Raw genomic sequence first — 24,389 nt, 5'->3', positions numbered from 1 at the left:
TACAAAGCGAAAAGCTTCCCTCAATGAGAGAAGCTTTTTCTTTTGTTTATAACGTTTTATTTTCAAGAATATACTCAATGAGCTTTAGAATATCTTCTTTATCTTGCTCATTGAAAAGCTTCTTGTTCATTTGTTTCAGATGCTTTTCTACTTTTTCCAATTCCTTGTACGCTTTCTCGCCTTTTGTACGCTCTACTTTACGAAGCTTTGCTAAAGTAGATGTAATCATTCCCTTATTTGCGTCAGCTGCTTGAACAAGTTCTTCCATGTTATCGATGGTTGCTTTTACAACTGAGACTGTTATGGATTGAACGCTCTCCACATTACCAAGTTTGTCAGTCGATCTGAATGTAACGATTGATTCACCTTCTGAGTCAATCACGAGACCTTTCTCAGAATCATACAACATCCAATCTCCATTGTTTAACTTGTACTCAGTTTTGATAACCTCAGTTAATTCATCTTTTGCCAAAAGCTCAATCTTAGCTTCATGGATGAATTCACCAGTTGAAAGGTTAGAAGTTGGTAGAGAAGCTTCTGTTGTTGGAGCCTCCGTATCATTTACTTCTAATACTCCATAAATTGAGAAGTGAGATACATACCCAATAATATAGTCTCCATCAGGAGATACTTCGGTCTTTTGATACTCCCAGTCCTTTGTATCTTCATTGTAATAAAAAATTCCTAGTCTTAGCTTTTCTTCTTCTGATAATGTTAGATCAATTGGCACTATGAATGGAACCAACTGTCCCTCAGCAAGTTCAGAGGATGGCTTAACATCAATAATATTGCCTGCTACTTTTAGTGAACTATTGGAGAATAATAGCTCATCAGGAGATACCGTTTTAACAGTTACATTAACAGGTTCACTACCATTAAACTCTATTCCCTCGAAATCAATTGTGATATCGCCGGGTCCCTCAACCATTTTATCTTCGCTTAAACTAACAGTTCTCTCGATTAGCTTAAAATCTTCCAAACTGCGTGGTTTTAGTTGAATTGTTCCATTGTATTCACCAGAGATTCCAGTGACATCCACGAGATCTCCATTTTGGAAAGCAAAGTCAGCGAATTTCAAACCTGTACGGTTATCCACACGAACTAGGACTGACTCACCATTCTTTGTTGCAGTGAATTCGAATGTTCCAAAACTGTTTACTTCTTCTAGATTAGAGATAGTCGCACCTTTAATCACTACTAACTGCCCCTCAGTAGTTTCTGTCAATTGTGAAGGTGTTAATTCTTTTGCAGCCGGTACTGTTTCAGTTCCGATTTTTTCTAAAGATGTCAGGTCAGAGATTTGGAATTCACCGTTGTATTCAGCCGTTTTACCTGAGATTCGAACCTTGTCTCCATTCACTAAACCTTCATCTAGACTTGTAAATACATACGAACCTGATGTTGAATCTTGAATATAGAAAGACTTACTTCCCCAAGCACCAGGTGTAGATGTAACAACCGCTTCAACAGTTACATTTGTTCCTAATTCAGCAGCGCGTGCTTCGGCAAGGGTTACTAAACCTAAGTCATCACCAGGCTCAGCTACTACTTCAGAAATACGACCTTCTGCTACATAATTAATTGGCTCATCGAATGATTCAACAAATTTCACAAATCCTTCTAGATCAGTCAATCCATAAATAGGATTTTCTCCTAATGCACGTAGCTTATATTTATCAGTTGCGTGCTCATACATATAATTATTTACTGTGACTGTGTATGTCTCAGTTTTATTAATCTTCTCACCATTTGGTAAGAAAATATCCGCTACCTTGTTAGTTGATCCATCCCAAGTATACTTAAACCCACCTACGGATACATCTGGACCATATTGTGCAGAAATTTGTGCATTCACAATCTGTTCTAGATCTGCCCCGCTGATTTCAACAGAAACTAGTACATTGCCAAATGGTTGAACATTGAATAGTTCTGACCAAGTAATATCACCTGCATTGATATTATCTCGGATTCCTCCACCATTCATTAGAGCGAAATCTGTTCCCATTGCAAATGCCATGCCATCAGCAATTAGGTTTCCGAGTGCATTGTCCCCTACAGCACCTTTCACACCATATCCACCTTTTAATTCAACAGCAGCTTCACCGATTACTTGATTCATAATCTCAGCAGTTTGTGCCTCGTATTTTGCTAAAATACCAGCAACTGTAGGGTCCGGAGTTACTCCATTTTGATCAACATAAACGAGCTCTGCTTGTTTTTTCACGATATCTTTTGTAGTTGGATCAATTTCTACATCGACATCTGCGAATGCCTTTCCGTAATCTAGCGCCTGTACAATTAGCTTGTTATCTACCATCGAATTTACAAGTTCATGGTTATGAGCAGCATAAATGATATCAACTGCATCATTCACAGAATTTGCAAGGTTTGCAGCATCTCCTGTTGCACTAGTTCCACTTTGGGAAGCTGGCATATGGGATAACACAATAATTGCTTCAATACCTTGAGCTTGTAATTCACCAACTGCCTTATTTACCGCTACTGTCTCATCAGAAAAGTAAATGTCTTGGATTCCTGATGGGATTACCATTGTAGCTGTTGCAGTTGTATTTACTCCAATAAAACCAACTTTTGTACCTTCTACTTCATAGATTGCATAAGGAGGTAGGATTGGCTGATTGGTCTCCTTTGACATACAGTTTGCACATAGGTTAGGGAAGTTCATTCCATCATAATTTGCAGTCCCCTTACCTTGTGGATGTTCTCCACCGTTCACCATACGAAGTAATTCTTGTGTTCCTTCATCAAACTCATGGTTACCTACAGTTCCGTAATCAAACCCGATTGCCTCTAGGATTTCAACTGTAGGCTCATCTTGTAATAATGCAGACACTGGTGAAGATCCACCAATCATGTCACCCGCGTGAACAATAAGTGTGTTTGGATTTGTTGCTTCACGTTGCTTTAAGTAAGCAGCTACATAATCCATTCTTCCTACCGTTTCGGCAGTTTCATCACCGTTTGTATCTAATTGATATTCTTGATCAATCTTACCGTGTAAATCATTTAAGCTTAATAATTGTAGAAGGATGTTATCTTCAGAACCATTTGGATCCTCTCCAACTGGTTGATCCGGGTTTCCACCCACTGCTGTATATCCATTTGCCTCAGCTTCTGCTGGACTTGCAAAGAATACACGCTTCTCTACAGGAACTTCAGCAAAATCTGCCGGATTTACATATTCGTTTGTATCTGAGTTCCCTACATAGCGAGATAAGCCTTTACCTTGTTCTCTAGCACGGAATTCAAATGGTAGTTCCATTAGAGGCTTTTCAGGATTCCAAATTCCTAGTTTTGCATCCTTTGCTTCTTTTACTGCAGCTTGGAACATGTTGTAATCAGCTACATCTCCAACTGGCCAGATGAAGTACGTTACCGCATTACCTGACTTCACCATTTCAAGATTAGTATTTAAACTATCTGATTTACGGATTACCTGTCCTAGTAGACGTCCATATGCATCAGTAGCTTCTTCTCCAACCTTAATGAGGACTTCATCCCCAGCTTTTAATAATGTGTTCATATATGCTTTAGCAGCATTACCATAATCAAGCTGGTTTTGGTCTAGCTCATTTTTTGGAGAGTGATAGGTTTCCGCTGTATCAATGTTCACATAACGAACAGTATTTGCACCTAACACTGGTGTTGCTAGCTTAATTGTATCTCCATCCGTTACGGATAAAACAGTGGATTCATACGTACCCGCTGCAGTTGGCGCTTCTGGCTGTTCTGCTGCTAATACAATGTCACTTGCTTTACGAGGGATGATTTGATATGAATCATATTGGCTTAAAATAGCCGTCACTTCATACCATTTACCTTCTTCTAAAGCATCGATTGCATTAGTTCCTTCTAATACACGTAAAGTGGTGCTGTTAAAGTCTGCATCAACGAATGATACATTATATCCACCACCAGCAGGTGAACTTGGTACAGAATTAACATAACCTGTAATTTTTACTAACTGTCCCTCTAACGGTTCAGCAATTTCTTTATTTTGTAAGTCTGATAATGTAATAGATTTTGGTTGAGGTAGAGTTTGGTTTTCTGCTAATACCTCAACTGTTCCAGCAGGCATAATTTCTTTTAAGCCCCTATATTCAGCAAGAGATCCAGTAACTTTTACCTTATCTCCCTCTTTTAATTCTTGAGATGTACTGCTATATAAGTTGATTCCACCTGTTTCATCTTGAATATAAGTAGAGAGTTTACCTCCACCAATAGCTGAGTTATCAGCAGTTACAATACCTTCTACTGTTACTACGGTATTGTTACTTAATTGACGTGCTTCTTGAATTGAGATGATTCCGGATGGGTCTGGTTGTGGGTCTGGAGTTGTACCACCTTCAAGGATTTCATAAGCACTTGGGTTTTTTAGTCCAGGAATCGTGTAATATGCTTCAAGACTACCTGTAATTTGTACTTTAGCACCAAAGTTGTTAGCGTTATCTACTAGATTAAGTGCTGTACGAATTGATCCTGATGGTAACTGAACAGGAATCATCTTTGTAATATCTGTTTCAGTTGGAGAATCAGCTAATGCTATATTTGTTGTTGATGTAAATGGAGTTTCTAAATCAAAGCTTTTAGAACCTGAAACTGTACCAACAATATAACCTTGTACTTTTGCTGTTCCACTATTGTTAGCAATAGCTTCTGCAACAGTTAGGTAATCTTTTATTGGTTCAGGTTCTTGGTTTGTGTTATCTATTGTATGAGAGCCTAAAAATGTAAATGTATCTATTGAATTTTCAATCCATTCAATAGAAGGATCAAATGAATCATTAGGGTTTATATCACCGGTCAAAATCGAAGCTTTACGTACTAAAGTTTTATCTGCTGTTATTCCACCCCATGATGAACCTGGGTCTACTCCAACTTGTCCAAACGAATCAATAACAGTCCCATTATTTTTTAATACGACTGCATCGTCACCGTTAAAGTTAGTTACAGAACCATTTATCAAATCTGCAACTAATTTAAGTTCTTCACCTGCACTTGAATGAGCTAAAACAAATACATCATTATTTGCAAGTGTTCCTGTTAATGCAACAGATTGTGAAGCAGAACTAGCCCCATTTGAATAGAGCTCTAATGTATAACTAGATAAATCAACATCACTACCCGTTCCATTGAAGATTTCAATAGCTTTGTTATAGCTACTACCCTCAATATATTCTGAGATAAATAGTTCAGTAGCTTGATTTCCCGCTGCCATTGCCCCCGGAATTGCCGGCGCAAAGAAGCTTACTAAAAACGTAAAGATCAATAGAAAACTAGTAACTCGTTTTGCAGATCTAAGCTTCATGTAGATCTCCTTCCACTTCGTTTTATTTTGGAATAAACCAATCGACTTCAATTAAAGATTGTCCTACCCCACCAAATTCTACTATAATACAACATTGTTAATTTAAGATTAACTTAATGTAAAAATGAGCTTTAAATACTAGTATTCTCTAATTCATCTCATGCCTTTAGTAGGATACTTTTCGACAAATGCCTGTAACTTCCCGAAAAAATCTATAAAGAAAAAACCATGTGAACAGTCACACATGGTTTTAAAAAGATTTATTTATTTTCTTCTTCATCAGTACCCATTCCGTTCTCGGTACCTGCATCATTTGTTCCTTCATCCATATTGGCACCTGGGTCTTCAGCCGTTCCTTCGTTTTGCTCACCTGGAGTACCTTCACCTTGTTCAGTATCACCAGGAGTTGTTTCATCGGCAGGAGTCATTTCATCTGTCTCCGTACCTGGTAGCTCTTCTTCCATTTCATTTTCTAACTCATTGCCTTCTTCTTCTAATTCATCAACTACTCCGTCATCCTCTGTTCCTGGAGGTGCCGGATCTGCATCATCTGCTGCACAACCCGTTAGCAAGAATGTAGCAAGAAGAGAACTAGCAAAAAGCATAAACCACTTTTTGTTCATATGAGACCATCCTTTCATAGCTATATTTTCATGACCAGCTTATATCGGTCCTTGATTATGTTGCCCAGAACTAGTCAAAACTTGCATGCGTTTTCTTGATTTTTAAAAAGAAAAGCCATCTCTCCAAATTTGGAAAGATGACTTCTGTTTTAGTCCTTCTTTTCTCCTAGTGCAAACATAATTTCTGCTTCACACACTAACTCACCATCAACCGTGGCTGTAGCTTTTCCTTTTCCAACAGGTCCCTTTAAACGAGTGATTTCAACCTCTAAACGTAATTGGTCACCTGGGATGACTTGTTTTTTAAACCGACAGTTATCAATTCCAGCGAAAAAGGCAAGGCGACCTTTATTTTCCTCTTTACTAAGCATAGCCACCGCTCCAACCTGAGCCAATGCTTCAACAATTAATACTCCTGGCATAACTGGGTAATCAGGAAAGTGTCCTACAAAAAATTCCTCATTAGCCGTAACATTTTTTAATCCAACTGCTCGTTTTCCTTCTTCCATCTCTAACACTTTATCGACTAATAAAAACGGATAGCGATGTGGGATGATTTCTTTGATTTGGTTAATATCCAGCATAGTTCAATCTCCTTTTTTTATGATTATTTAAGAATAAGCTCATTATGTACGAAAAGGGAAGGATTTTACTCCTTCCCTTTGTCTTCTATTGTTTCTTTACTAAATCAATGATATGAGTCCAGGTAGACTCTTTAAAAGCATCGTTAACTTCACCGGTCCCAATTACCCCATAGCCAACTGCTAGACCGGCCAATAGGCTTAACCCTATAAGAATAACAATAATGAGCAAACGTAGCCAAATAGGAAAAAGACGAATACGAATTTTAACAGGCTTATCCTTCTCAGCCTTTTCTTTTCGTTGTTTTTTGTTCTTTTTTACATCTTCTCTTGTCTTGCCTTCTACATTCTCTACGTTTGGCAGCATATCTTTATTCCCCTTCATAATACCTATCTTATCCCGTTAACAAGACCCATCATTTGATCGGCAATTGATATAGATCTTGCGTTAAATTGGTATGAACGTTGAGTATTAATCATCTCTGTCATTTCTTTTTGTAACTCAACATTGGATTGTTCAAGTGCCCCTTGTTGGACAGAAATATCATCTCTTACGATCGCAGAGAAAACATCTACCTCTAAAATACCTAAATTATCCAAATTAGGCAATCCATAAATGTTATTTCCTACTGACTCTAACAGCTGTGGACGCTGAATTTGTACAATAGATAAATCATAATTCTCAGTTGTTCCGTCTTGATAATTAACACTTAAAGCACCAGTATTACTAATCGAGAAACCGTTTGAACCTTGTCCAAAGATGATTGGTCCTGTTTCACTTAGAACGGGATGTCCATCACTTGTAACAAGTTGGGTCTCACCAGTTGGCAAAACTGAAAGACTAAAAGACCCGTCCTTTGTATACTGGACTTCGCCATCTACTTCTATTTCAAAAAATTGATTCCCTTTAATTAAAGCAACGTCCAAAGCGCGTTCTGTTGGTACAATATTACCTTGTGTCAGTTGCAGGCTAGTATGTGACACCTTAGCACCAGTACCTTGTCTTATTCCATTTGGAGTTAATCGGCCTACTTCGTTTCCAGCGATGGGTTGGTTATTAAATTGTTGAAATAAGAGTTCCTGAAAATTCGTTTCTCTTTTCTTATACCCAGTCGTATTAACGTTCGATATATTATGGCTAATATTATCCAATTGCTTTTGAAGCTGAGTCATTGTATTCGTTGCAGTAATCATTGAACGATTCATATTATCACCTTTTTACTATATTATAATCGGCCAATTTCATTGACAGCCTTATCCATGCTCTTATCATAAGCTTGGAGAACCTTTTGATTGGCTTCAAAAGCACGGAATGCTGAGAGCATTTGAGTCATTGTCTGGGCAGCATCAACATTAGATTGTTCGATAAAGCCTTGCTTTAATGAATACGTAACATCTTCATTTCCAATCGCTGTTTGGAGAGCCTGTCCATCTTCCGTCCTAAACAAGCCATTTCCTTCTTTAATTAACGCATTAGGATTTTGGGCAAGGACAATATTAATTCTCCCCAGCAGCTGATTGTTTTCAAGAATGGCACCGTCTTCTTGAAGAGAAAACTCCCCACTTGGTATATTTATTCTTTCATTGTTCTCATTTAAAACATAATAGCCTTCATTCGTTGTTAAAAAACCTTGGCCATCAATAGTAAAATTCCCGTTCCTTGTATATCGAGTCTCACCATTTGCATCTTGGACACTATAGAATAAAGATGATTTTTGACCCGTTACCTCGTCAACTGGCATATTAGCTTCTACTAATGCAATATCAGTTTGACGACCTGTATCTCGAAGTGCACCTTGTACAAAGCTCGGAATGGTCTCTTGAAGGTAAGAGCCTGTGTTAATGGACCCAATAGTCCTACCACCGCTTAAATGACGATCTGTATTAGGAACACCTGGATTATTGATCCGTTGTAATAATAGTTCAGGAAAAGCACGCATACTTGCCTGATCTGCTTTAAAACCTGGTGTATTGGCATTTGCCATATTGTTGGTCAGCATCTCTGTCATTCTTTGTTGTGAAAGCATTCCAGACGCTGCCGTATAAAAGCCTCTAAGCATACCGTTTCCCCTTTCGAACTTATCAATAACTCCATTATAACGGAGTTGTTAACGAATCTCACTAACCAAATTTAGCTATTTCCTATACAGAATTTCATCACCCAAAGCTACGTCGTGGAAGCTTGTCCATGCTATCAAGCATAATTCCAGTACCAATAGCTACACAATCCATTGGATTTTCGGCAATTAATACAGGTACGCGTAATTCCTCCGAAAGAAGGGTATCAATTCCATGTAAAAGTGCTCCACCACCAGTTAAAATCACACCGCGGTCAATAATATCTGCAGAAAGCTCAGGTGGTGTTCTCTCAAGAACCCCTTTAGAAGCTTGTACAATCACTGCTACAGATTCATGTAGAGCCTTTTCAATCTCTTCTGAACGAACTGTAACCGTTCTTGGCAAACCCGAAACCATATCTCGGCCACGAATGTCTATTTCCTCATTACGAGCACCTGGGAATACAGTAGCTACTTTGATTTTAATATCCTCAGCTGTTCTTTCACCAATTAAAAGTTTGTAATGACGCTTAATATAATGAAGGATTTCATTATCAAAACGATCTCCAGCCATTTTAATTGATGAGGCGGTGACGATATCTCCCATTGATAATACTGCGATATCTGTTGTTCCACCGCCTATATCAACTACCATATTTCCACTTGGTTGAAAAATGTCCATACCAGCACCAATAGCCGCAACCTTTGGTTCTTCTTCCAAATAAACTTTCTTTCCACCACTCTTTTCAGCAGCCTCTTTAATAGCCTTTTGTTCAACCTTCGTGATGTTTGTAGGGCAACAAATCAAAATTCGAGGTTTGGAAAGAAAGCCCTTTACATTAAGCTTGTTAATGAAATGCTTTAGCATTGCTTCTGTTACATCAAAATCCGCAATGACTCCATCCTTTAAAGGACGAATCGCAACTATATTCCCTGGTGTACGTCCAACCATTCGTCTAGCCTCTTCACCAACTGCAAGGACTTTCCCCGTGTTACGGTCAATCGCTACTACTGATGGCTCGTTAAGAACAATTCCTTTTCCTTTTACATGAATTAATACATTTGCTGTACCTAGATCAATTCCAATATCCCTTGCAAACATTCCTCATGTCCTCCTTGCAAATTTACAACGATAATATTCTATATGTTATATTATCACAATTTGACAGAGAGTATATGATTTCACATAAAAAATCAAGGAAAATTTGAAAGACTTTGTCGAATACTGCAAAAATAAAACTTAAAACCTACAACCAAACTTATTTTACAACCTCTTCATGCTCTTCTTTCTTATACTTTAACTTTGTTGCCTCTCCACCACGTAAATGACGAATTGATTTATGGTAATCAAGAATGTCCTTTACTTCATTCGCTAGTTCTGGATTGATCTCTGGTAACCTTTCCGTCAAGTCCTTGTGAACAGTACTTTTGGAAACACCAAACTCTTTCGCAATTACGCGAACAGTCTTTTTTGTCTCCACGATATACTTTCCAATCTTGATAGTACGCTCTCTGATGTAATCGTGCACACTACTCGCCTCCCTAATTTGGATGTGAGAAGTGTGAAATGAGACTCGTTTCGTTAGCTACGAAGAAGGAATTATGCTCGTTCATCTAAAGAAGAATTTTTATTTATTGGATCCTTCGAAGACAATTTACGACCCCTCACCTCAAACACTCTCTTTGTTAGGTTTGTAACAGTTTATTAGCTTGGTTGCGGATATATGCTAAAAAGTCAATTAGGACAAGGGTTTTCTCAGATTTTTTTGAAACTTTCGCCCTGTTAATGCAATATGTGCAACTTCCAATAAATAGTACAAATATTATCAAATGAGAACTTTTATAAGCGATAAAAATTCGCTAAATTTAATAGAGGAGTTGTTGTCGGATTGGGGGGTATTTTCTGGGAAATATGTCGAAGCTGTATTACTAGTTTGCCAATATATTAATTGCTCTTCTACAGATCATAAAGATAGAGTTATGTAATGGAAAGAACTTAGTTACTTTTAGACTCTATTAGCCAGATTGGGTTGAGATATATGAATCAAATTTAGACAAATAAAAAGTAGCACTGATGTTGAAAATAATTGAAGAATTTATTATTAAAAATAGATAGGCAAATATTCCATAGCAGGTATTAAAATAATGAGATCAATTGACGAAGAGGCAGTACAGATTTTAACCACTAATCTCTTAGATTTTATGAAAGGAAGCACAGATGAAAAAATTTTCAGTGCTTATCTATTTAACCAATTAACAGACTTATTTGAAACGGCGACAGTTCTTGAATGGTTTTTAGACTGGGCTCGGACTGAGGGTAAATGATAAAAAGCTACCAAATCGGTAGCTTCCTCTTCCTAACTATTTGCTATCATTAAGCCAAACTTCTCCGTCTTTGTAAGTCATTTGTTCAGGGTATCTTAAATCTAATACTTCCTCCTGCGCCTTTAATGAAGGTGGTGGTGTTGATAAGGAGACGACTACATTGGTAATTATGGCGGCAATCGCGCCGAAGATTCCTGCTCCTGTATCGATGATCCCTAATATAGTAAAGACTCCCGCTTTTGCTGCAAAAATATAGGCTAAGGTGACAGCTAGACCTACAATCATTCCAGCTGTAACTCCATATGCATTCGATCTTTTCCACCATACACCAAGGAGTAGAGCAGGGAAGAAGGTTCCGGATGCTAACGCAAAGGCCCATGCTACAATTTGGGTAATGGCACCTGGAGGATCAAGGGCTACTAGTCCTGCAATGATTGTAGCAATAACAATGGTCCATCTTGCCACAGCTAAGCGATTTTTTTCCGTTGCATCTGGCTTTAAGACACGATAGTAAATATCATGAGCAAATGATGACGATATAGCAATAAGTAGTCCACCTGCAGTGGATAAGGCGGCAGCCATTGCACCTGCAGCAACTAATCCTATGACAAAGACACCAAGGTTTGCGATCTCAGGTGTTGCCATTACCACGATATCACGGTCAATAATTAATTCAGACCATTGAAGAATACCGTCTGCATTTTTATCCGCAAGTTGAAGTTTTCCGGTATTAACCCAAGAAGCAGTCCAAGCAGGTAATTGATCAATCGGCTGTCCTGCAACGTTTTTCATTAAGATAAAACGCGAGAAAGCTGCATAAGCAGGTGCTGATAAATATAATAACCCAATAAATAATAAGGCCCATGCTCCTGACCAACGAGCGGCTTTCATCGTCGATACGGTGTAGAATCGAACAATAACGTGAGGTAATCCTGCCGTACCAGCCATTAAGGTAAATAAAAGAGCGAGAAACTGCCATTTTGTTCCTGACGTAAATGGAGCAAAGTATTCTGATACTCCAAGCTCCCGGTCTAGTGCACCTAGTTCACTCACAATGTTTCCATATGATATCCAAGGTAAAGGGTTTCCTGTTAATTGTAATGACATGAAGATTACGGGAATTAAATAAGCAATAATGAGGATGATATATTGAGCAACTTGAGTCCAGGTGATTCCTTTCATTCCACCAAATGCAGCATAGATTGCAATTAGCACAACACCAATCATCGTTCCAGTTGCTGCATTGATTTCAAAAAGGCGTCCAATTACTACTCCGGATCCTGATAGTTGACCAATAGAATAGGTGAAGCTAATGACAATAGTACAAATGGCAGCTATAATTCGAGCTGGATGACTTTCATAACGATCTCCAATAAATTCAGGAACTGTATATCTGCCATATTTTCTAAGCTGAGGAGCTAGTAAAAAGGTTAATAATAAATACCCACCTGTCCAACCCATAATATAGGCTAAACCGTTATAACCGAGGAGCATAACTGTTCCAGCCATCCCAATAAAGGATGCGGCACTCATCCAGTCTGCTCCAATTGCCATACCATTAAAAATTGGTGGAACACCACGCCCTGCTACATAAAATTCTGATGTTTCAGTCGCTTTATTATAGTAAGCAATTCCAATATAGAGAGCAAATGTTGCAAGAATAATAGTTAAGGAAACAAAAAACTGTAAATCCACGATCATTCCCCCTTTTCACAACAATCTTATTTAATGGTTTAATGTTTTTCCTATACTCAACTGCTCATTTTGCTTCTCATCAATTCCATACTTTTCATCGATTTTGTCACTTAGTTTAGCATTAATAAATAAGAGAATAATAAAGGTTAAAACAGCCCCTTGTGCTCCCATATAATAATGAAATGGAAAGCCTAGAAACGTAAATTTAGAGAGAGGCTCTGCGAAAAGGACAACCCCAAACGAAACGATAAACCAAATAATTAAATAAATGACAATATTCCTTGTCCGTTCACGAAAATAAGCATCTGCTACACTTTTATCAATTTTCTTCATTTTTTCACCTCCGGATAAATTTAAAAAGTAAAGATTGTTATTACCACTACTAGATATGTAAGCATCACTCCCTTTCAGTTTTTTATCGAATAGCAAAGATAAACTTCACTGTTTCCATGAACGGTGCTGGTACAAGGGCGATTTCAATAATGAAGTAGATAAATAGAAATAAAAATGGAACAATAAGCAGCTGGGGTTTTCCTTTTTTGAGTGTAAAGAAAACGGATAGTCCTGTGATCAGAAGGATTAATAGAAAGAGCATATACCTTTACCTCCTAGAGCTTGTGTGTAAGCGTTATCATTTTTTTTATGAAAATTAATAGAATGATTTCTTTCTTTAGTTATTTGAATATTAATAATTTTTTAATAACTTAATTATCCAAAATTATGCAATCGCCGTCAATATAACAAAATATTAATTCGCTCTACAAAAAACGGGACCCATCAACAATTTATGACGGGTCCCGCTACTTTATTTTTTCATATAGTTCAATACTTCTAGGTCGATTTTCCCTTGCTCTTGCTCTCGTCCCTCAAAGTTTTCTGTGTGAATATAGGTAGTCAATGCTTGAAATAGAATTTCATCATTAACTTCTGTGGTGTTCTCTAGATAACCATGACGATTTAATTGAGAGATAAGTTCTTCCCTAGTCTCGCCTTGAATTTCCAAAATGTTTTCTTCCCTTGTTGGTGCGAAATACAACTGCTGAAGCTCATAAATTCTGATGAGCTCTTTAATTGGATCGGGATGCTCATCAACACGAAGGTCCACAAAGCGGTCGTTGTATCCTGCATAGCCGCCTTTTTCTTTTACAACAAGAAGTGCAGCTGATTGCATTCCACGACTGTCACCACCAGCATCTTGTCCGGCATCTAGTGCTTTTAAAAGGCGTTCTGCTAATGTTCCCTCTGTATTTTCAAAAGTTTTCGCCATTGCTTGAACCGTTTCCTCACTAACAAGGATGTTACCTTGTGCAGCAAAGTGTTTACCTGTAACTCCGCCAGCCCAGTCATAGCATTTTTCACCTGTAAATGTTGCTGCATTACCTTCTGCATCAACGATACCCGCTTGACGGAATTCAGCTTGCTCATCCTCTTTTGTTAAAATGTCCAATGCTTCTTGAGCTGATTTACCAGATGCCATAAGCTCAAGTCCGTTTGGACCATATGTTGTATTGGCATAGGATTGTGTTGCAACTGCTCCCACTCCAGCTTTAGCCCAAGGTACAACCGAGCCAACTCCTAGAAATTTAGATTGAACAGCAATACCTAATTCTTTTGTTTTCGGATCAAATCCGACAATAGAAAATGTCATCGTAGTTTCCTCCTAATCTAGTGATTGAATCATGAGTTCAACTGCTTGCTGAAGATCATGCTGTGACCAGCTTGGTACTGAAGGCTGTTGAATACTGATTTCATGTGATGCAGGTATATGAACAAATCCTGCTCTCGTATTTTTATTATTTTGCTTTAGGTAGTGCAGCATATTATACATCACGAAATTACAAAGATAGGTTCCCGCACTATTAGAAATTGTCGCAGGAAGATTGTTTTCTTTCAGTACATTAACAAACTGTCTAATTGGAAGTGTCGAAAAGTAACCATCTGGACCGTCTTCTTTAATCGTCGCATCCTCAAGAATTACCCCGCTGTTATCTGGAGCACCGTCTGAGCAATTAATCGCAATACGTTCAGGCGTAATCTTCGAACGACCACCAGCCAGTCCTAAATGAATAACCACATCCGGCTGAACTTCTTCATATAACTCAATCGCGCGGACAGCAGTCTGGCTAAACTCTACTGGCAAGACTCTACCAACAATCTCATAGTTTCCAATAACCTTACCGTCTAGAGCCTTCGCAATCTCCTCAGTCGGATTCACCTTAAACTCCAAAAACGGCACAAACCCCGTCAACAATAACCTCTTCATCCTCAACTCCCCTTCCTTTATCGCACTAACGCAGTGGGGGCCTGTCCCCCGATGCGTTAATTGGTTAAAGCACTATGTTTTAGTAAGACGCAATCGATCCGTCGGTTCTGCTTTCGGTTCCACCGGTTAGGACACCTGTTTCTGGGTCACGCCAGATGATTTGTCCACGACCGAAACCACCTGTATCAAGCGCCACTTCAATCTGGTGACCTTTTCTTGCTAGCGCTTGGGCAAGATGTAGTGGGAAGTTAGGCTCTACTTGGAACTTCTTTCCTTCTGTCCATTGCCATCTTGGCGCATCTAGTGCTGCTTGTGGATTTAGACCGAAATCAACGGTATTCATGACCACTTGTAAATGTCCTTGTGGCTGCATGTATCCGCCCATTACCCCGAATGGTCCTACTGGGACATTTCCCTTTGTAAGGAAACCAGGAATAATCGTGTGGAACGTTTTCTTACCAGGCTCTAGTGCATTATCATGAGTAGGATCTAAAGAGAAGTCATGACCACGGTTTTGTAAGGATATACCTGTTCCTGGAACAACTACTCCAGAACCAAAGCCCATGTAATTACTTTGTATGAAAGAAACCATGTTCCCTTCTTCGTCAGCTGTTGCTAAATAGACAGTACCACCTTTAGACGGAGTACCTGGTTCAGGAGTAACAGCTTCCTCTCCGATTAGAGCTCTTCTTTGATCAGCAAATGATTGTGATAACAGGTCTTCTACTGATACCTTCATTTTTCTTGGATCTGTAATATACTTCTTCCCGTCTGTGAATGCTAGCTTCATCGCTTCAAATTGCTTATGTAGCGTATCTAGGTTATCTCTCTCAGAGAATTCGTATCCTTTTAATGTATTTAATGCCATTAAGGTTACTAATCCTTGGCCATTTGGTGGGATCTCCCAAACATCATAGCCGCGATAATTCACACTGATTGGCTTTACCCATTCTGGTTGATAGGCTGCAAGATCTTCTTCCGTAATAAAACCATTATGTTGTTTAGAGAACTCACTAATTTTTTTAGCAAGATTTCCTCGATAGAATGATTCAGCATTGGTTTCGCCAATTTCTCTTAATGTTGATGCATGTCCTGGTGAACTCCACATTTCTCCGATTTTTGGTGCACGACCATTTGGAGCAAATGTTTCAAACCAACCATCAAACTCTTCACCTTTTGCCATCTGCTTGTAGGCCTTATATGCATAACCCCAATACTTACCTAGAATTGGTGATAACGGGTATCCGTTTTCAGCATACTCAATTGCTGGCTTTAATACTTCTGATAATGGTAGCTTACCAAATCGCTTTGATAACTCTGCCCAAGCAGCTGGAACACCAGGAACGGTTACTGGGATTAAGCCAAGCTTTGGCATCGTTTCATGACCACGCTCTTTTACTGCTTCAATAGAAAGTCCTTTTGGAGCTGGTCCACTAGAATTTAAACCATGTAACTCACCTTTAACCCACACTAATGCAAAAGCGTCTCCGCCAATACCATTAGATGTAGGTTCAACAACCGTTAAGCAAGCTGCTGTCGCGATGGCTGCATCAATTGCATTTCCACCTTTTTTCATAATATCTAAACCAGCCTGTGCAGCTAATGGCTGAGAAGTAGCAACCATTCCTTTTCTAGCAACCGTTGTTACTCGTTGTGATGCATAAGGGTGTGATAAATAATCCACATTAATTCCTCCTCAAATATGTACTTTTAGACATTTCGCTTACCGAAACATTTCTCCCATAATTATATCAGAAAATTTCAAATGATACACTAGATTCCTTTACCACAGCAACACGTTAATACTATGGGGGCCTGTCCCCCATCGCGTTAAAGCGGTGGGGGACAGGCCCCCACTGCTTTAGTGTGTGAAAATTAAGCACAAAAAAACCTATCCTTTTGAGTGGATAGGCTTTTGCATCAAGTTGTTGCGTATAGCTTACGAGAATCTGAATTAGATTTAGATTAGATTATGCTTTTGCTTGTCCGATGGATGCATCTGGAGTGTCAGTTGTGTCTCCCTCAGCATCTTCTTCACCTTGTTCTGGTGTTTCTTCGTCAGCAGCATCTTCTTCTGTTTCTTCATCAGTTGCTTCTGCGTTTTCAGCATCTTTGTCGGCTTCTGTTTCTGCCTCAGTTTCAGCTGCAGCATTTTCGTTTCCTGCTTCCATTTCTTCAAGAGAAGCTAGAGATTTTTCAAAAAAGTCTAAAGGATTGACTGGCTCATTGTCTTTGCGAATTTCAAAGTGAGTATGAACACCTGCTTCTTCGTTATATAGAGAACGACCTGCAACTGCTAATAACTCGCCTTGCTCAACGTTTGCACCTTCTTCAATCTTTACATTTTCTAAAGCTGAGTACATCGTTGTGATGTTGTTGCCGTGATCAAGTTCAACCACGTATCCAAGTAATGGATCCTTAACTACTCTTGTTACTGTTCCACCTAATGATGCAACAACGTCAAAGCTTTCCCCATTTTTGCTTACAATATCGATACCTGTGTTACCAGCGTACGTATTATTATAGAATACTAGGGCAGCTTCCTGTTCCTCGGCACTTGCTTCGTCATCGTAGAAGTGCTTTTGGATTTCAATAGAATTAGGGTCAACGACAGGCATAGAGAATTTCTCTACATTGCTTACTACTGGTACAGACTCATCTTCCCCTGCAGCAGTTCCTGGTACATCTGTTTCTGTCTCTGTAGTAGGATCCGCTAATTCAGTCGTACTGTTTTGATACCATAATACGGCTGTCAGAATGATTGCTGCACTTAAAAGATAGATTGCCGGGAATACCCAACGCTTTTTAAAGAAATTTGTTTTTGACTTACGAGGATTTTTATTTTCTTCCTCTCTCATCATTATCATCACCTCAGCTATCAGTCTGAACACAATCTCTTAAATCTATACATCTTATAAAAAATTTTTTTAAGTTTATTTTTCGACAAAGTTAAAAAGATTATTCATAGAAAGCTGAGATTTTTTTATTTTGGCTGTTATCGTATACTTTGTTGCTATATTAACAGAAATATTAATTTATACTGGGTCCGATGATTTCCGCTGCAGGCACTCGCTTTCCGCGGGGCGGGCGTTGAGCCTCCGCGGCTTCGCCTGTGGGGTCTCACCTGTCCCGCTACTCCCACAGGAGTCGAGTGCCTTCCGCTCCAATCATCTCAGTGCTTTATCATGGCTTTTCAAATAGCAACAATCTTTACGAAAACAGCCTTTGTTTATTACTCTTAATTATCAAAAAAGCAGGATTTTACTACCATCAACGCTAATTTAAATAGGAGAATAATAAATAAGGAGTGATGGAATGAGTAGAAGACCACGTGTCTGGTACCCAGGCGCAATCTATCATATTACTAGTAGAGGAAATCGGAGATCAATTATTTTTAATAAGGAGAATGATTATCTAAAATACCTATCAATAATTAGCGAAACCCAAGTAGGTTCCTCTTTTCAACTTCATGCTTATTGCCTCATGCCAAATCACCTTCATCTATTACTCGAAACCCAAGATACCCCCATTCATCAAATCATGTGGAAGATCCAAACAACTTATGCACTTTACTTCAATAAGATCTATCAATTAGATGGACATGTTTTTCAAGGGAGATATGGTGCAAAACTTATTGATTCTCAAAAGTACTTCGTTGATGCTGGCCGTTACATTCATATGAATCCGGTCAATGCGGAACTAACCCAGGAACCCGCTCACTTCAAATGGAGTAGCTACCAATACTACGTTGATGGAAATCCCCCTACGTACCTAAACACATCCAAAACCATATCAATATTCTCCGGATTGGAAAACTACCAATACTTTGTAGAAAAAACAACCCCTTTAACCAATTAACGCATTGGGGGACAGGCCCCCAATGCGTTAATGTGGTGAAGTATTTAGTTTGTGTAGGCGGTTAGGCGGTCTAGGTATGGGCTTAGGTTGGTGATTTCGATTCCTTGGTAATAGTGGGTGACAATTTCTTGGTAGGTTTTACCTTGCTTTGCCATTCCATTTGCACCATACTGACTCATACCGACTCCATGACCGTATCCTTTTGTAGTAATAATGATTTGGTTGCCTTTACGTTCCCAAGTGAAATCTGAGGAATAAAGCCCTAGTAATTCTCGGACTTCTTTACCTGTGAATGTTTTGCCAGCAATTTGCACCGATCCTACTCGGTTTCCTTTGGTGCGTGCTGTGATGGTACCGATTTCGCTGCTATTTCCAAGTGAAACACCTAGCTTACTTTGGAAATCACTAACTGGGATTGTTGTACTTACTATATATTTAGGAGATTGATCTTCTCCCCATGAGCTTTGAACACTGCGTAGATATGGATATTCATAGGACCAATAGTCCTCTGAGTTTTCTGTAAACCCGTTACTCGTTGAGAAGTAGGAGGCATCAATTGGTTCACCGTCATACGTAATGATTTGTCCTTCTGTTTCATTCACTGCTTTTGTAATCTTCTCTAGGTTCTTTGTGAAGTCACTGTTCCAGTCCTCTTTTAAATCTGTATAATCCTTATATCGTTGATGCTTGACTGTATCTGTTACCTTGGAACCTTCAGGTGTTCTCACTCTTTTATCACTCAAAAGCTGCTGAACAATATAGGTACGTGCTGCAATTGCCTGAGCTTTTAGTGCCTCCATCTCAAATTCAGCAGGCATTTCAGAGGCAACAACCCCTATTACATATTGCTCGATAGGTATTTCTTCAATGACATCCTTCTCTTCCCGGTATACAGGCACCGAAACAGGAATGCTATTTTTCACTTCTGGTGTAGATAATACCTGAGGCTGTATGTCTTCTATTAATGATCCTTTCGTTTCCTCGGTAAATGGGATCACTAATAGGGTAGGGATAACTAATGTCAAAATAAATAATACTGAGCCTAGTATGATCATTGGTTTCAACGGTTTCACTTCTCCAGCCTCCATCCATTTGTTTTTTCAAGTTGCTTATTACATTTTTATGGAGGTGGACAAACTATTATGACTAAATCTCTCAACTCTTTTAAAACTTTTTAATAGAGTTACCTTTTATTCGTGTTCAAAAAGGAGGAAAAAAATAGCCGAGAAGTTCGAGGCGGCGAAGATTTGAGCACCGGAGTGTATGCATTTTATACATGAGGAGCGGAAAATCAAGCCAACGAAGAAATTCGACAGCTATTTTTCCCGGACTTTTTGAACATCCTCTTTTAGTCATAACGAGATAATTTCAGAAAATCATGTAATAGTACTGTAAGGTATTAATTATTTTTCATCAGCATAGAATAAGTTAACCATTTGTTCACAATTTCTCTTTTGGTACTTTTACTTGCTTTGTTGTTTTTAATAAATTTCATTTAAACTTTGTTGTTGATTTTCGTTCCAGGACACTCGCTTTCCGCGGGCGGGTTCTGGAGCCTCCTCGGCGCTTCTCACCTGTGGGGTCTCCTTCACCACGCTTTTCCCGCAGGAGTCTCGCATCCTTCCACTTCAATCAACTCTGCTAAAAATCAACACTGTACTTTAACACAACCTGGTTTTTAAAATAAAAATCCATTCAAAAAAAGGAAGCCAATGGCTCCCTTTCCTATTATGCATTAATATCTGAAATTTTCACTTCGGCTTCTGTTTGAGGAAGTTCTTCTACAATTCGTTCGATGTCTGCGCCTAGGCCTGCAAGTTTTCCATGGAAGTTTACATATCCACGATCAAGATGCTTGAGTTCACCTACACGAGTGTAGCCGTCTGCAACAAGACCCGCAATGATTAATGCGGCACCTGCACGAAGGTCGGTTGCAGAAACCTCTGCGCCCTGTAGAGTTCCTGGTCCACTAATGATCACGGAACGACCTTCAATTTTAATCTCACCATTCATACGGCGGAATTCTTCAACGTGCATAAAACGATTTTCAAAAACCGTCTCGGTAATCATACTGGTGCCTTTTGCTTTAAGCAAAAGAGCCATCATTTGGGATTGCATGTCAGTTGGGAAGCCTGGATGAGGCATTGTCTTTAAATCGATTGCCTTTAACTGTTCAGGACCAATGACACGAAGTCCATCTTCTTCTTCTTGAATAATAACGCCCATTTCTTCAAGCTTTGCAATGAGTGAGCTTAAATGCTCTGGAACCGCACCTTGCACATACACGTTTCCGCCCGTAATTGCGGCAGCAACCATGAAAGTCCCTGCTTCAACACGGTCTGGAATAACGCTGTGATTTGCTCCAGTTAATTGGTCCACACCCTCAATTTTAATTGTGCCAGTTCCGGCTCCACGGATTTTTGCTCCCATCTTGTTCAGATAGTTAGCTAAATCCACGATTTCTGGTTCCTTTGCACAATTTTCTAAAACGGTCGTACCTTTTGCTAAGGTTGCAGCCATCATCACATTTTCTGTTGCTCCGACACTTGGTGTATCAAAATAAACCTTAGCACCGACAAGTCTGCCGTTTACTTCCGCTTCAATATAACCGTTACCGACCTTCACTTCAGCTCCCATTGCTTCGAAGCCTTTTAAATGCTGATCAATAGGTCTCGATCCAATTGCACATCCACCTGGTAGTGCAATTCTTGCTTTTCCATTACGAGCAAGCAATGATCCCATTACTAAGACAGAGGCTCTCATCTTTCGAACATATTCAAAAGGAGCTTCTGTTAATAAGTCATTCGAAGCATCAACTGTAATGTTTCCATTTTCAAACGTAACTTCGGCATTTAGCTGTCGTAATACTTCATTAATCGTATAAACATCCGAAAGCTCAGGTACATCTGAAATAACACTTTTACCGTCTTTCGCTAATATGGATGCAGCGATAACAGGCAAAACGGCATTTTTAGCGCCTTCAACTTTAACAGTACCGTTTAACTGCCTTCCGCCACGGACGATGATTTTTTCCAAGGTATTCCCCTCCGCGTCCAATTTCTCTATATTAATATTCATCTTTTAAGGTTGGTGTTCCTACCTAACAGGTAAAACTCCGCCCAAGGTTGCTTTATAAGATCTTTTATTTTTCATGAGTCATTGATCTTTCTTTCCACAATCTTAGTATATGCAGTGACAGAGACAAATGTCTCTTCGCTCTTGAAATTCGTTAATCTAACAAAGATTTTTGTTGAAAGGTCCTTTCATTATGAAAAAACATAAAACCTATTCAATCTTATCATTGTCTTTATCTGGTATACAAGAGAATTTTGTAAAAAGCCAACGAACTTTGTCATAAAATATACTTATTTATCTGGGTAAGATGTCCCTTTCCAACCGCTTTCCAAATCCAAGAATAAATTACGTAACTAGCCTCTCTTTTATGAGGGTATCTGTTTAATTTGACGAGTGATTAAATAAAATTGTTACTAATAACATCCTATTATCTACCGTTCATTTTGTTCCCGCTCACGCTTTCTCCTTATCAACATTTTTTCCAATCATTCATATGACATACGTGGAAAAACTCGTCAAACTATATAAAAAATCCCCTATACACTTGTTACAGTATAGGGGATTTTTATTAAAAAAGCATCGGTAATTTTTGTGACCAAACTAAATAATCCAGGAAAAAATTACTTACGGTTGTACCAATCGTAATGGTCAATAATATTAATAATACTCGGGCCTGATATACTTGATTAGGTTTGATTAAAGCATCGATCCTTACTCCTTGGAGAGCCCACCATGTAATCACGATAAACAATAAATGCGAGATGATACTTATGAGAGCCTGTTGGCCAACAAACTGATCAACAACCACAAAAATTCCTCCTTTTTGCCTATTTTTCATTTCGTCTTAAGAGATCAAAAGGCGCAAGCGCCCCGTTTAGCCCCGAAAAGTAAATGTTCTGAAGAGAAAAAAATGGCGCTCTTTCCATTTTATTCTCTTCAGGTTATTTAACCTCGAGGGGCTGGGCGCTGAAGCTAGATTGAAATGCATAGACTCGAGTTTTCCACAAATGATTTATTTTATAATTCCCTAAACAACAAGAAAAAGAGGCTGTGCAAGCCTCTCATCTATCCACTATTGGAAAAAGTCTAAACCGAAGTTACCATTTTGATAAAAGATATCTAAAGCTACATTAGGGAAGATTCCTAGTCCGACTGTTCCAACTAAACAAAGGACTAATAAAATCGTAATGCTTACAGGAACTTTGATTTTTTCTGAATCATTAGCTGGACGGAAGAAGATCTGTCCAAGAAAGCCAAAGTAATACACATATGAAATGACCGTTACTCCGACCATGATACTAACTAATAGAAAGTGTTCCATCAGTAGGGCACCCGTAAAGATATTAAGTTTGGCAATAAACCCTGCTGTTCCTGGAATTCCAGCTAAGGAGATGATAAAGACACCAAAGGCAATGGCGAGTAGTGGTGATTTACGATAAAGGCCTGTAAACTCACTAATATCATCTTTACCAGATTTAGTCACAACAAGCTGCATAATCGCAAATGCACCGAAGTTCATAAATCCATATGCTAACAGGTAAAACCAAATTGAATCAAGCATAAATGGAGATAATGCCATAAATGCTACTAGTACATAACCCGCATGGGCAATACTTGAGTAGGCAAATAACCGCTTTACATTTCGCTGACGTAGGGCAATCGTGTTACCTACAATCATCGTAATTGCCGCAATAACCGCAATATAGTCTCCCATTGAAACGAGTAAGCTCGTTGTTCCACCCTCTGCAGGTGCTTTTGAAAAAATCGTTAAAAAGATTCTCAAAATGATAATGAATCCTGCTGTCTTAGATACTACACTCAAAAATGCAGTAACCGGCATTGGTGAGCCCTCATACACATCAGGTGCCCACATATGGAAAGGGGCAGAAGCTAATTTAAAGGAAAGTCCAACGAACACCATCACAAATGCAATAACTGCAAGATATTGATAATCCTCAGACATTAAGCCTTCAAAGCGTTTTGCTATTGTTGTTAAGTTAGTAGAACCCGCTAAGCCATAAATATAACTCATCCCGAATAGAGTAATGGCAGTTGAAATCCCACCATTAATCACATATTTCATTGCTGCCTCATTAGAAGGTAAATGCTTCTTTCTAAGTCCAGCTAAAATATATGATGAGATAGATAGTAGCTCAAGTCCTATAAATAATGTAATGAGGTCACCACTTGATGCCATCATCATAGCCCCAAGTAAAGCAGTTAAGAATAAGTAATAGAATTCTCCTCTATATTCTTCAAGCTTTTCTTTCGGGTTATAATCTGCTGCTAAGAGCATAACAAATGCTCCACCAATTAACAGGAGAATTTTAAACATTTTAGAAAAAGAATCTAAACGATACGTATTATCTAATAATTGAACAGCCGGTTGATCTAGCTGTGTAAAAAGAAAGCCTAGAGCAACGATAATTCCTGCAAGTCCCAGCCACGCAAATTGTCTACGGTCTACACTTGGCTTTAAAAATAAGTCGAGTAGAGAGAGAAGGGTTGCGACACCTAGAATGATAAATTCAGGGCCCATTGCTCCCCATTCAAGACTTAGTAATGTTTGTAAATCCATCCCTC

21 protein-coding genes are annotated in these 24,389 nt (G+C 38.8%); 2 read left to right on the top strand and 19 right to left on the bottom strand.

The window, feature by feature from the left end:
* Window positions 1-46 precede the first annotated feature (46 nt).
* The 8 genes from M1D60_RS01570 to spoIIID form a co-directional block, all read right to left on the bottom strand.
* Window positions 47-5,329: a DUF6359 domain-containing protein gene (locus M1D60_RS01570; RefSeq protein ID WP_456277479.1), complete on the bottom strand. Its 5,283-nt coding sequence runs from the start codon at window positions 5,327-5,329 to the stop codon at window positions 47-49.
* A gap of 260 nt (window positions 5,330-5,589) precedes the next feature.
* Entirely contained in the window at window positions 5,590-5,952 is a 363-nt protein-coding gene (locus M1D60_RS01565; protein WP_456277478.1) for a hypothetical protein, read from the bottom strand.
* 149 nt (window positions 5,953-6,101) lie between these two features.
* Window positions 6,102-6,536 carry a 3-hydroxyacyl-ACP dehydratase FabZ gene (gene fabZ / locus M1D60_RS01560; RefSeq protein ID WP_456277477.1) on the bottom strand — a complete coding sequence of 145 codons (435 nt, stop codon included), beginning with the start codon at window positions 6,534-6,536 and terminating at the stop codon, window positions 6,102-6,104.
* Window positions 6,537-6,621: 85 nt separating this feature from the next.
* The gene (locus M1D60_RS01555) at window positions 6,622-6,900 is read right to left on the bottom strand and encodes a DNA-directed RNA polymerase subunit beta (RefSeq protein ID WP_456277476.1); all 279 of its coding nucleotides are present in this window, start codon (window positions 6,898-6,900) and stop codon (window positions 6,622-6,624) included.
* A 23-nt stretch (window positions 6,901-6,923) separates the two neighbouring features.
* Entirely contained in the window at window positions 6,924-7,739 is an 816-nt protein-coding gene (locus M1D60_RS01550) for a flagellar hook-basal body protein (protein WP_456277475.1), read from the bottom strand.
* A 20-nt stretch (window positions 7,740-7,759) separates the two neighbouring features.
* Window positions 7,760-8,593: a flagellar hook-basal body protein gene (locus M1D60_RS01545; protein WP_456277474.1), complete on the bottom strand. Its 834-nt coding sequence runs from the start codon at window positions 8,591-8,593 to the stop codon at window positions 7,760-7,762.
* Between the two features lie 97 nt (window positions 8,594-8,690).
* Window positions 8,691-9,692, bottom strand: a complete 1,002-nt coding sequence (mreB, locus tag M1D60_RS01540; RefSeq protein WP_456277473.1) for a rod shape-determining protein MreB — start codon at window positions 9,690-9,692, stop codon at window positions 8,691-8,693.
* A gap of 157 nt (window positions 9,693-9,849) precedes the next feature.
* Complete coding sequence (spoIIID, locus tag M1D60_RS01535; protein ID WP_163180361.1) at window positions 9,850-10,119, bottom strand: sporulation transcriptional regulator SpoIIID; 270 nt, start codon at window positions 10,117-10,119, stop codon at window positions 9,850-9,852.
* 616 nt (window positions 10,120-10,735) lie between these two features.
* On the opposite strand from spoIIID, the gene M1D60_RS01530 reads away from it, so the two are divergent.
* Window positions 10,736-10,915 (top strand): hypothetical protein, encoded by a 180-nt coding sequence (locus M1D60_RS01530; protein ID WP_456277472.1) that lies wholly within the window; start codon window positions 10,736-10,738, stop codon window positions 10,913-10,915.
* Window positions 10,916-10,951: 36 nt separating this feature from the next.
* Here the strand turns inward: M1D60_RS01530 and M1D60_RS01525 are convergent, their stop codons facing one another.
* The 7 genes from M1D60_RS01525 to M1D60_RS01495 all read right to left on the bottom strand — a co-directional run bounded on the left by M1D60_RS01525 (window position 10,952) and on the right by M1D60_RS01495 (window position 17,734).
* On the bottom strand, window positions 10,952-12,610 hold the full coding sequence (locus M1D60_RS01525; protein WP_456277471.1) for a sodium:solute symporter family protein: 1,659 nt from the start codon (window positions 12,608-12,610) through the stop codon (window positions 10,952-10,954).
* A gap of 30 nt (window positions 12,611-12,640) precedes the next feature.
* On the bottom strand, window positions 12,641-12,943 hold the full coding sequence (locus M1D60_RS01520; protein WP_456277470.1) for a DUF4212 domain-containing protein: 303 nt from the start codon (window positions 12,941-12,943) through the stop codon (window positions 12,641-12,643).
* 82 nt (window positions 12,944-13,025) lie between these two features.
* Window positions 13,026-13,205: a hypothetical protein gene (locus M1D60_RS01515; RefSeq protein WP_456277469.1), complete on the bottom strand. Its 180-nt coding sequence runs from the start codon at window positions 13,203-13,205 to the stop codon at window positions 13,026-13,028.
* A 210-nt stretch (window positions 13,206-13,415) separates the two neighbouring features.
* Window positions 13,416-14,258, bottom strand: a complete 843-nt coding sequence (locus M1D60_RS01510) for a DUF1028 domain-containing protein (RefSeq protein WP_456277468.1) — start codon at window positions 14,256-14,258, stop codon at window positions 13,416-13,418.
* A 12-nt stretch (window positions 14,259-14,270) separates the two neighbouring features.
* Window positions 14,271-14,873: a pyroglutamyl-peptidase I gene (locus tag M1D60_RS01505; protein ID WP_456277467.1), complete on the bottom strand. Its 603-nt coding sequence runs from the start codon at window positions 14,871-14,873 to the stop codon at window positions 14,271-14,273.
* Between the two features lie 79 nt (window positions 14,874-14,952).
* Window positions 14,953-16,557, bottom strand: a complete 1,605-nt coding sequence (locus M1D60_RS01500; protein ID WP_456277466.1) for a gamma-glutamyltransferase family protein — start codon at window positions 16,555-16,557, stop codon at window positions 14,953-14,955.
* Window positions 16,558-16,843: 286 nt separating this feature from the next.
* The gene (locus tag M1D60_RS01495) at window positions 16,844-17,734 is read right to left on the bottom strand and encodes a peptidoglycan DD-metalloendopeptidase family protein (protein ID WP_456277465.1); all 891 of its coding nucleotides are present in this window, start codon (window positions 17,732-17,734) and stop codon (window positions 16,844-16,846) included.
* A gap of 454 nt (window positions 17,735-18,188) precedes the next feature.
* Here M1D60_RS01495 and M1D60_RS01490 point away from each other — a divergent pair, with 454 nt between their 5' ends.
* Window positions 18,189-18,731 carry a transposase gene (locus tag M1D60_RS01490; RefSeq protein WP_456277464.1) on the top strand — a complete coding sequence of 181 codons (543 nt, stop codon included), beginning with the start codon at window positions 18,189-18,191 and terminating at the stop codon, window positions 18,729-18,731.
* A 44-nt stretch (window positions 18,732-18,775) separates the two neighbouring features.
* On the opposite strand, the gene spoIID is transcribed toward M1D60_RS01490, so the two are convergent.
* From spoIID to nuoN, 4 genes are all read right to left on the bottom strand, one after another.
* On the bottom strand, window positions 18,776-19,804 hold the full coding sequence (gene spoIID, locus M1D60_RS01485; protein WP_456277463.1) for a stage II sporulation protein D: 1,029 nt from the start codon (window positions 19,802-19,804) through the stop codon (window positions 18,776-18,778).
* Between the two features lie 655 nt (window positions 19,805-20,459).
* Complete coding sequence (gene murA, locus M1D60_RS01480; protein ID WP_456277462.1) at window positions 20,460-21,767, bottom strand: UDP-N-acetylglucosamine 1-carboxyvinyltransferase; 1,308 nt, start codon at window positions 21,765-21,767, stop codon at window positions 20,460-20,462.
* A 607-nt stretch (window positions 21,768-22,374) separates the two neighbouring features.
* Complete coding sequence (locus M1D60_RS01475) at window positions 22,375-22,614, bottom strand: DUF1146 family protein (RefSeq protein WP_456277461.1); 240 nt, start codon at window positions 22,612-22,614, stop codon at window positions 22,375-22,377.
* A 264-nt stretch (window positions 22,615-22,878) separates the two neighbouring features.
* Entirely contained in the window at window positions 22,879-24,384 is a 1,506-nt protein-coding gene (gene nuoN / locus M1D60_RS01470; RefSeq protein WP_456277460.1) for an NADH-quinone oxidoreductase subunit NuoN, read from the bottom strand.
* Window positions 24,385-24,389: the final 5 nt, after the last annotated feature.

This window comes from Bacillus sp. AK128 (assembly GCF_053903075.1).
This window is presented reverse-complemented; position numbering and strand designations above follow the sequence as displayed.

Coding starts and splice junctions, on each gene's coding strand:
- M1D60_RS01570 (WP_456277479.1), bottom strand. CDS start 5,329: ATGAAGCTTAGATCTGCAAAACGAGTTACTAGTTTTCTATTGATCTTT.
- M1D60_RS01565 (WP_456277478.1), bottom strand. CDS start 5,952: ATGAACAAAAAGTGGTTTATGCTTTTTGCTAGTTCTCTTCTTGCTACA.
- fabZ (WP_456277477.1), bottom strand. CDS start 6,536: ATGCTGGATATTAACCAAATCAAAGAAATCATCCCACATCGCTATCCG.
- M1D60_RS01555 (WP_456277476.1), bottom strand. CDS start 6,900: ATGCTGCCAAACGTAGAGAATGTAGAAGGCAAGACAAGAGAAGATGTA.
- M1D60_RS01550 (WP_456277475.1), bottom strand. CDS start 7,739: ATGAATCGTTCAATGATTACTGCAACGAATACAATGACTCAGCTTCAA.
- M1D60_RS01545 (WP_456277474.1), bottom strand. CDS start 8,593: ATGCTTAGAGGCTTTTATACGGCAGCGTCTGGAATGCTTTCACAACAA.
- mreB (WP_456277473.1), bottom strand. CDS start 9,692: ATGTTTGCAAGGGATATTGGAATTGATCTAGGTACAGCAAATGTATTA.
- M1D60_RS01530 (WP_456277472.1), top strand. CDS start 10,736: ATGAGATCAATTGACGAAGAGGCAGTACAGATTTTAACCACTAATCTC.
- M1D60_RS01520 (WP_456277470.1), bottom strand. CDS start 12,943: ATGAAGAAAATTGATAAAAGTGTAGCAGATGCTTATTTTCGTGAACGG.
- M1D60_RS01515 (WP_456277469.1), bottom strand. CDS start 13,205: ATGCTCTTTCTATTAATCCTTCTGATCACAGGACTATCCGTTTTCTTT.
- M1D60_RS01510 (WP_456277468.1), bottom strand. CDS start 14,258: ATGACATTTTCTATTGTCGGATTTGATCCGAAAACAAAAGAATTAGGT.
- M1D60_RS01505 (WP_456277467.1), bottom strand. CDS start 14,873: ATGAAGAGGTTATTGTTGACGGGGTTTGTGCCGTTTTTGGAGTTTAAG.
- M1D60_RS01495 (WP_456277465.1), bottom strand. CDS start 17,734: ATGATGAGAGAGGAAGAAAATAAAAATCCTCGTAAGTCAAAAACAAAT.
- M1D60_RS01490 (WP_456277464.1), top strand. CDS start 18,189: ATGAGTAGAAGACCACGTGTCTGGTACCCAGGCGCAATCTATCATATT.
- nuoN (WP_456277460.1), bottom strand. CDS start 24,384: ATGGATTTACAAACATTACTAAGTCTTGAATGGGGAGCAATGGGCCCT.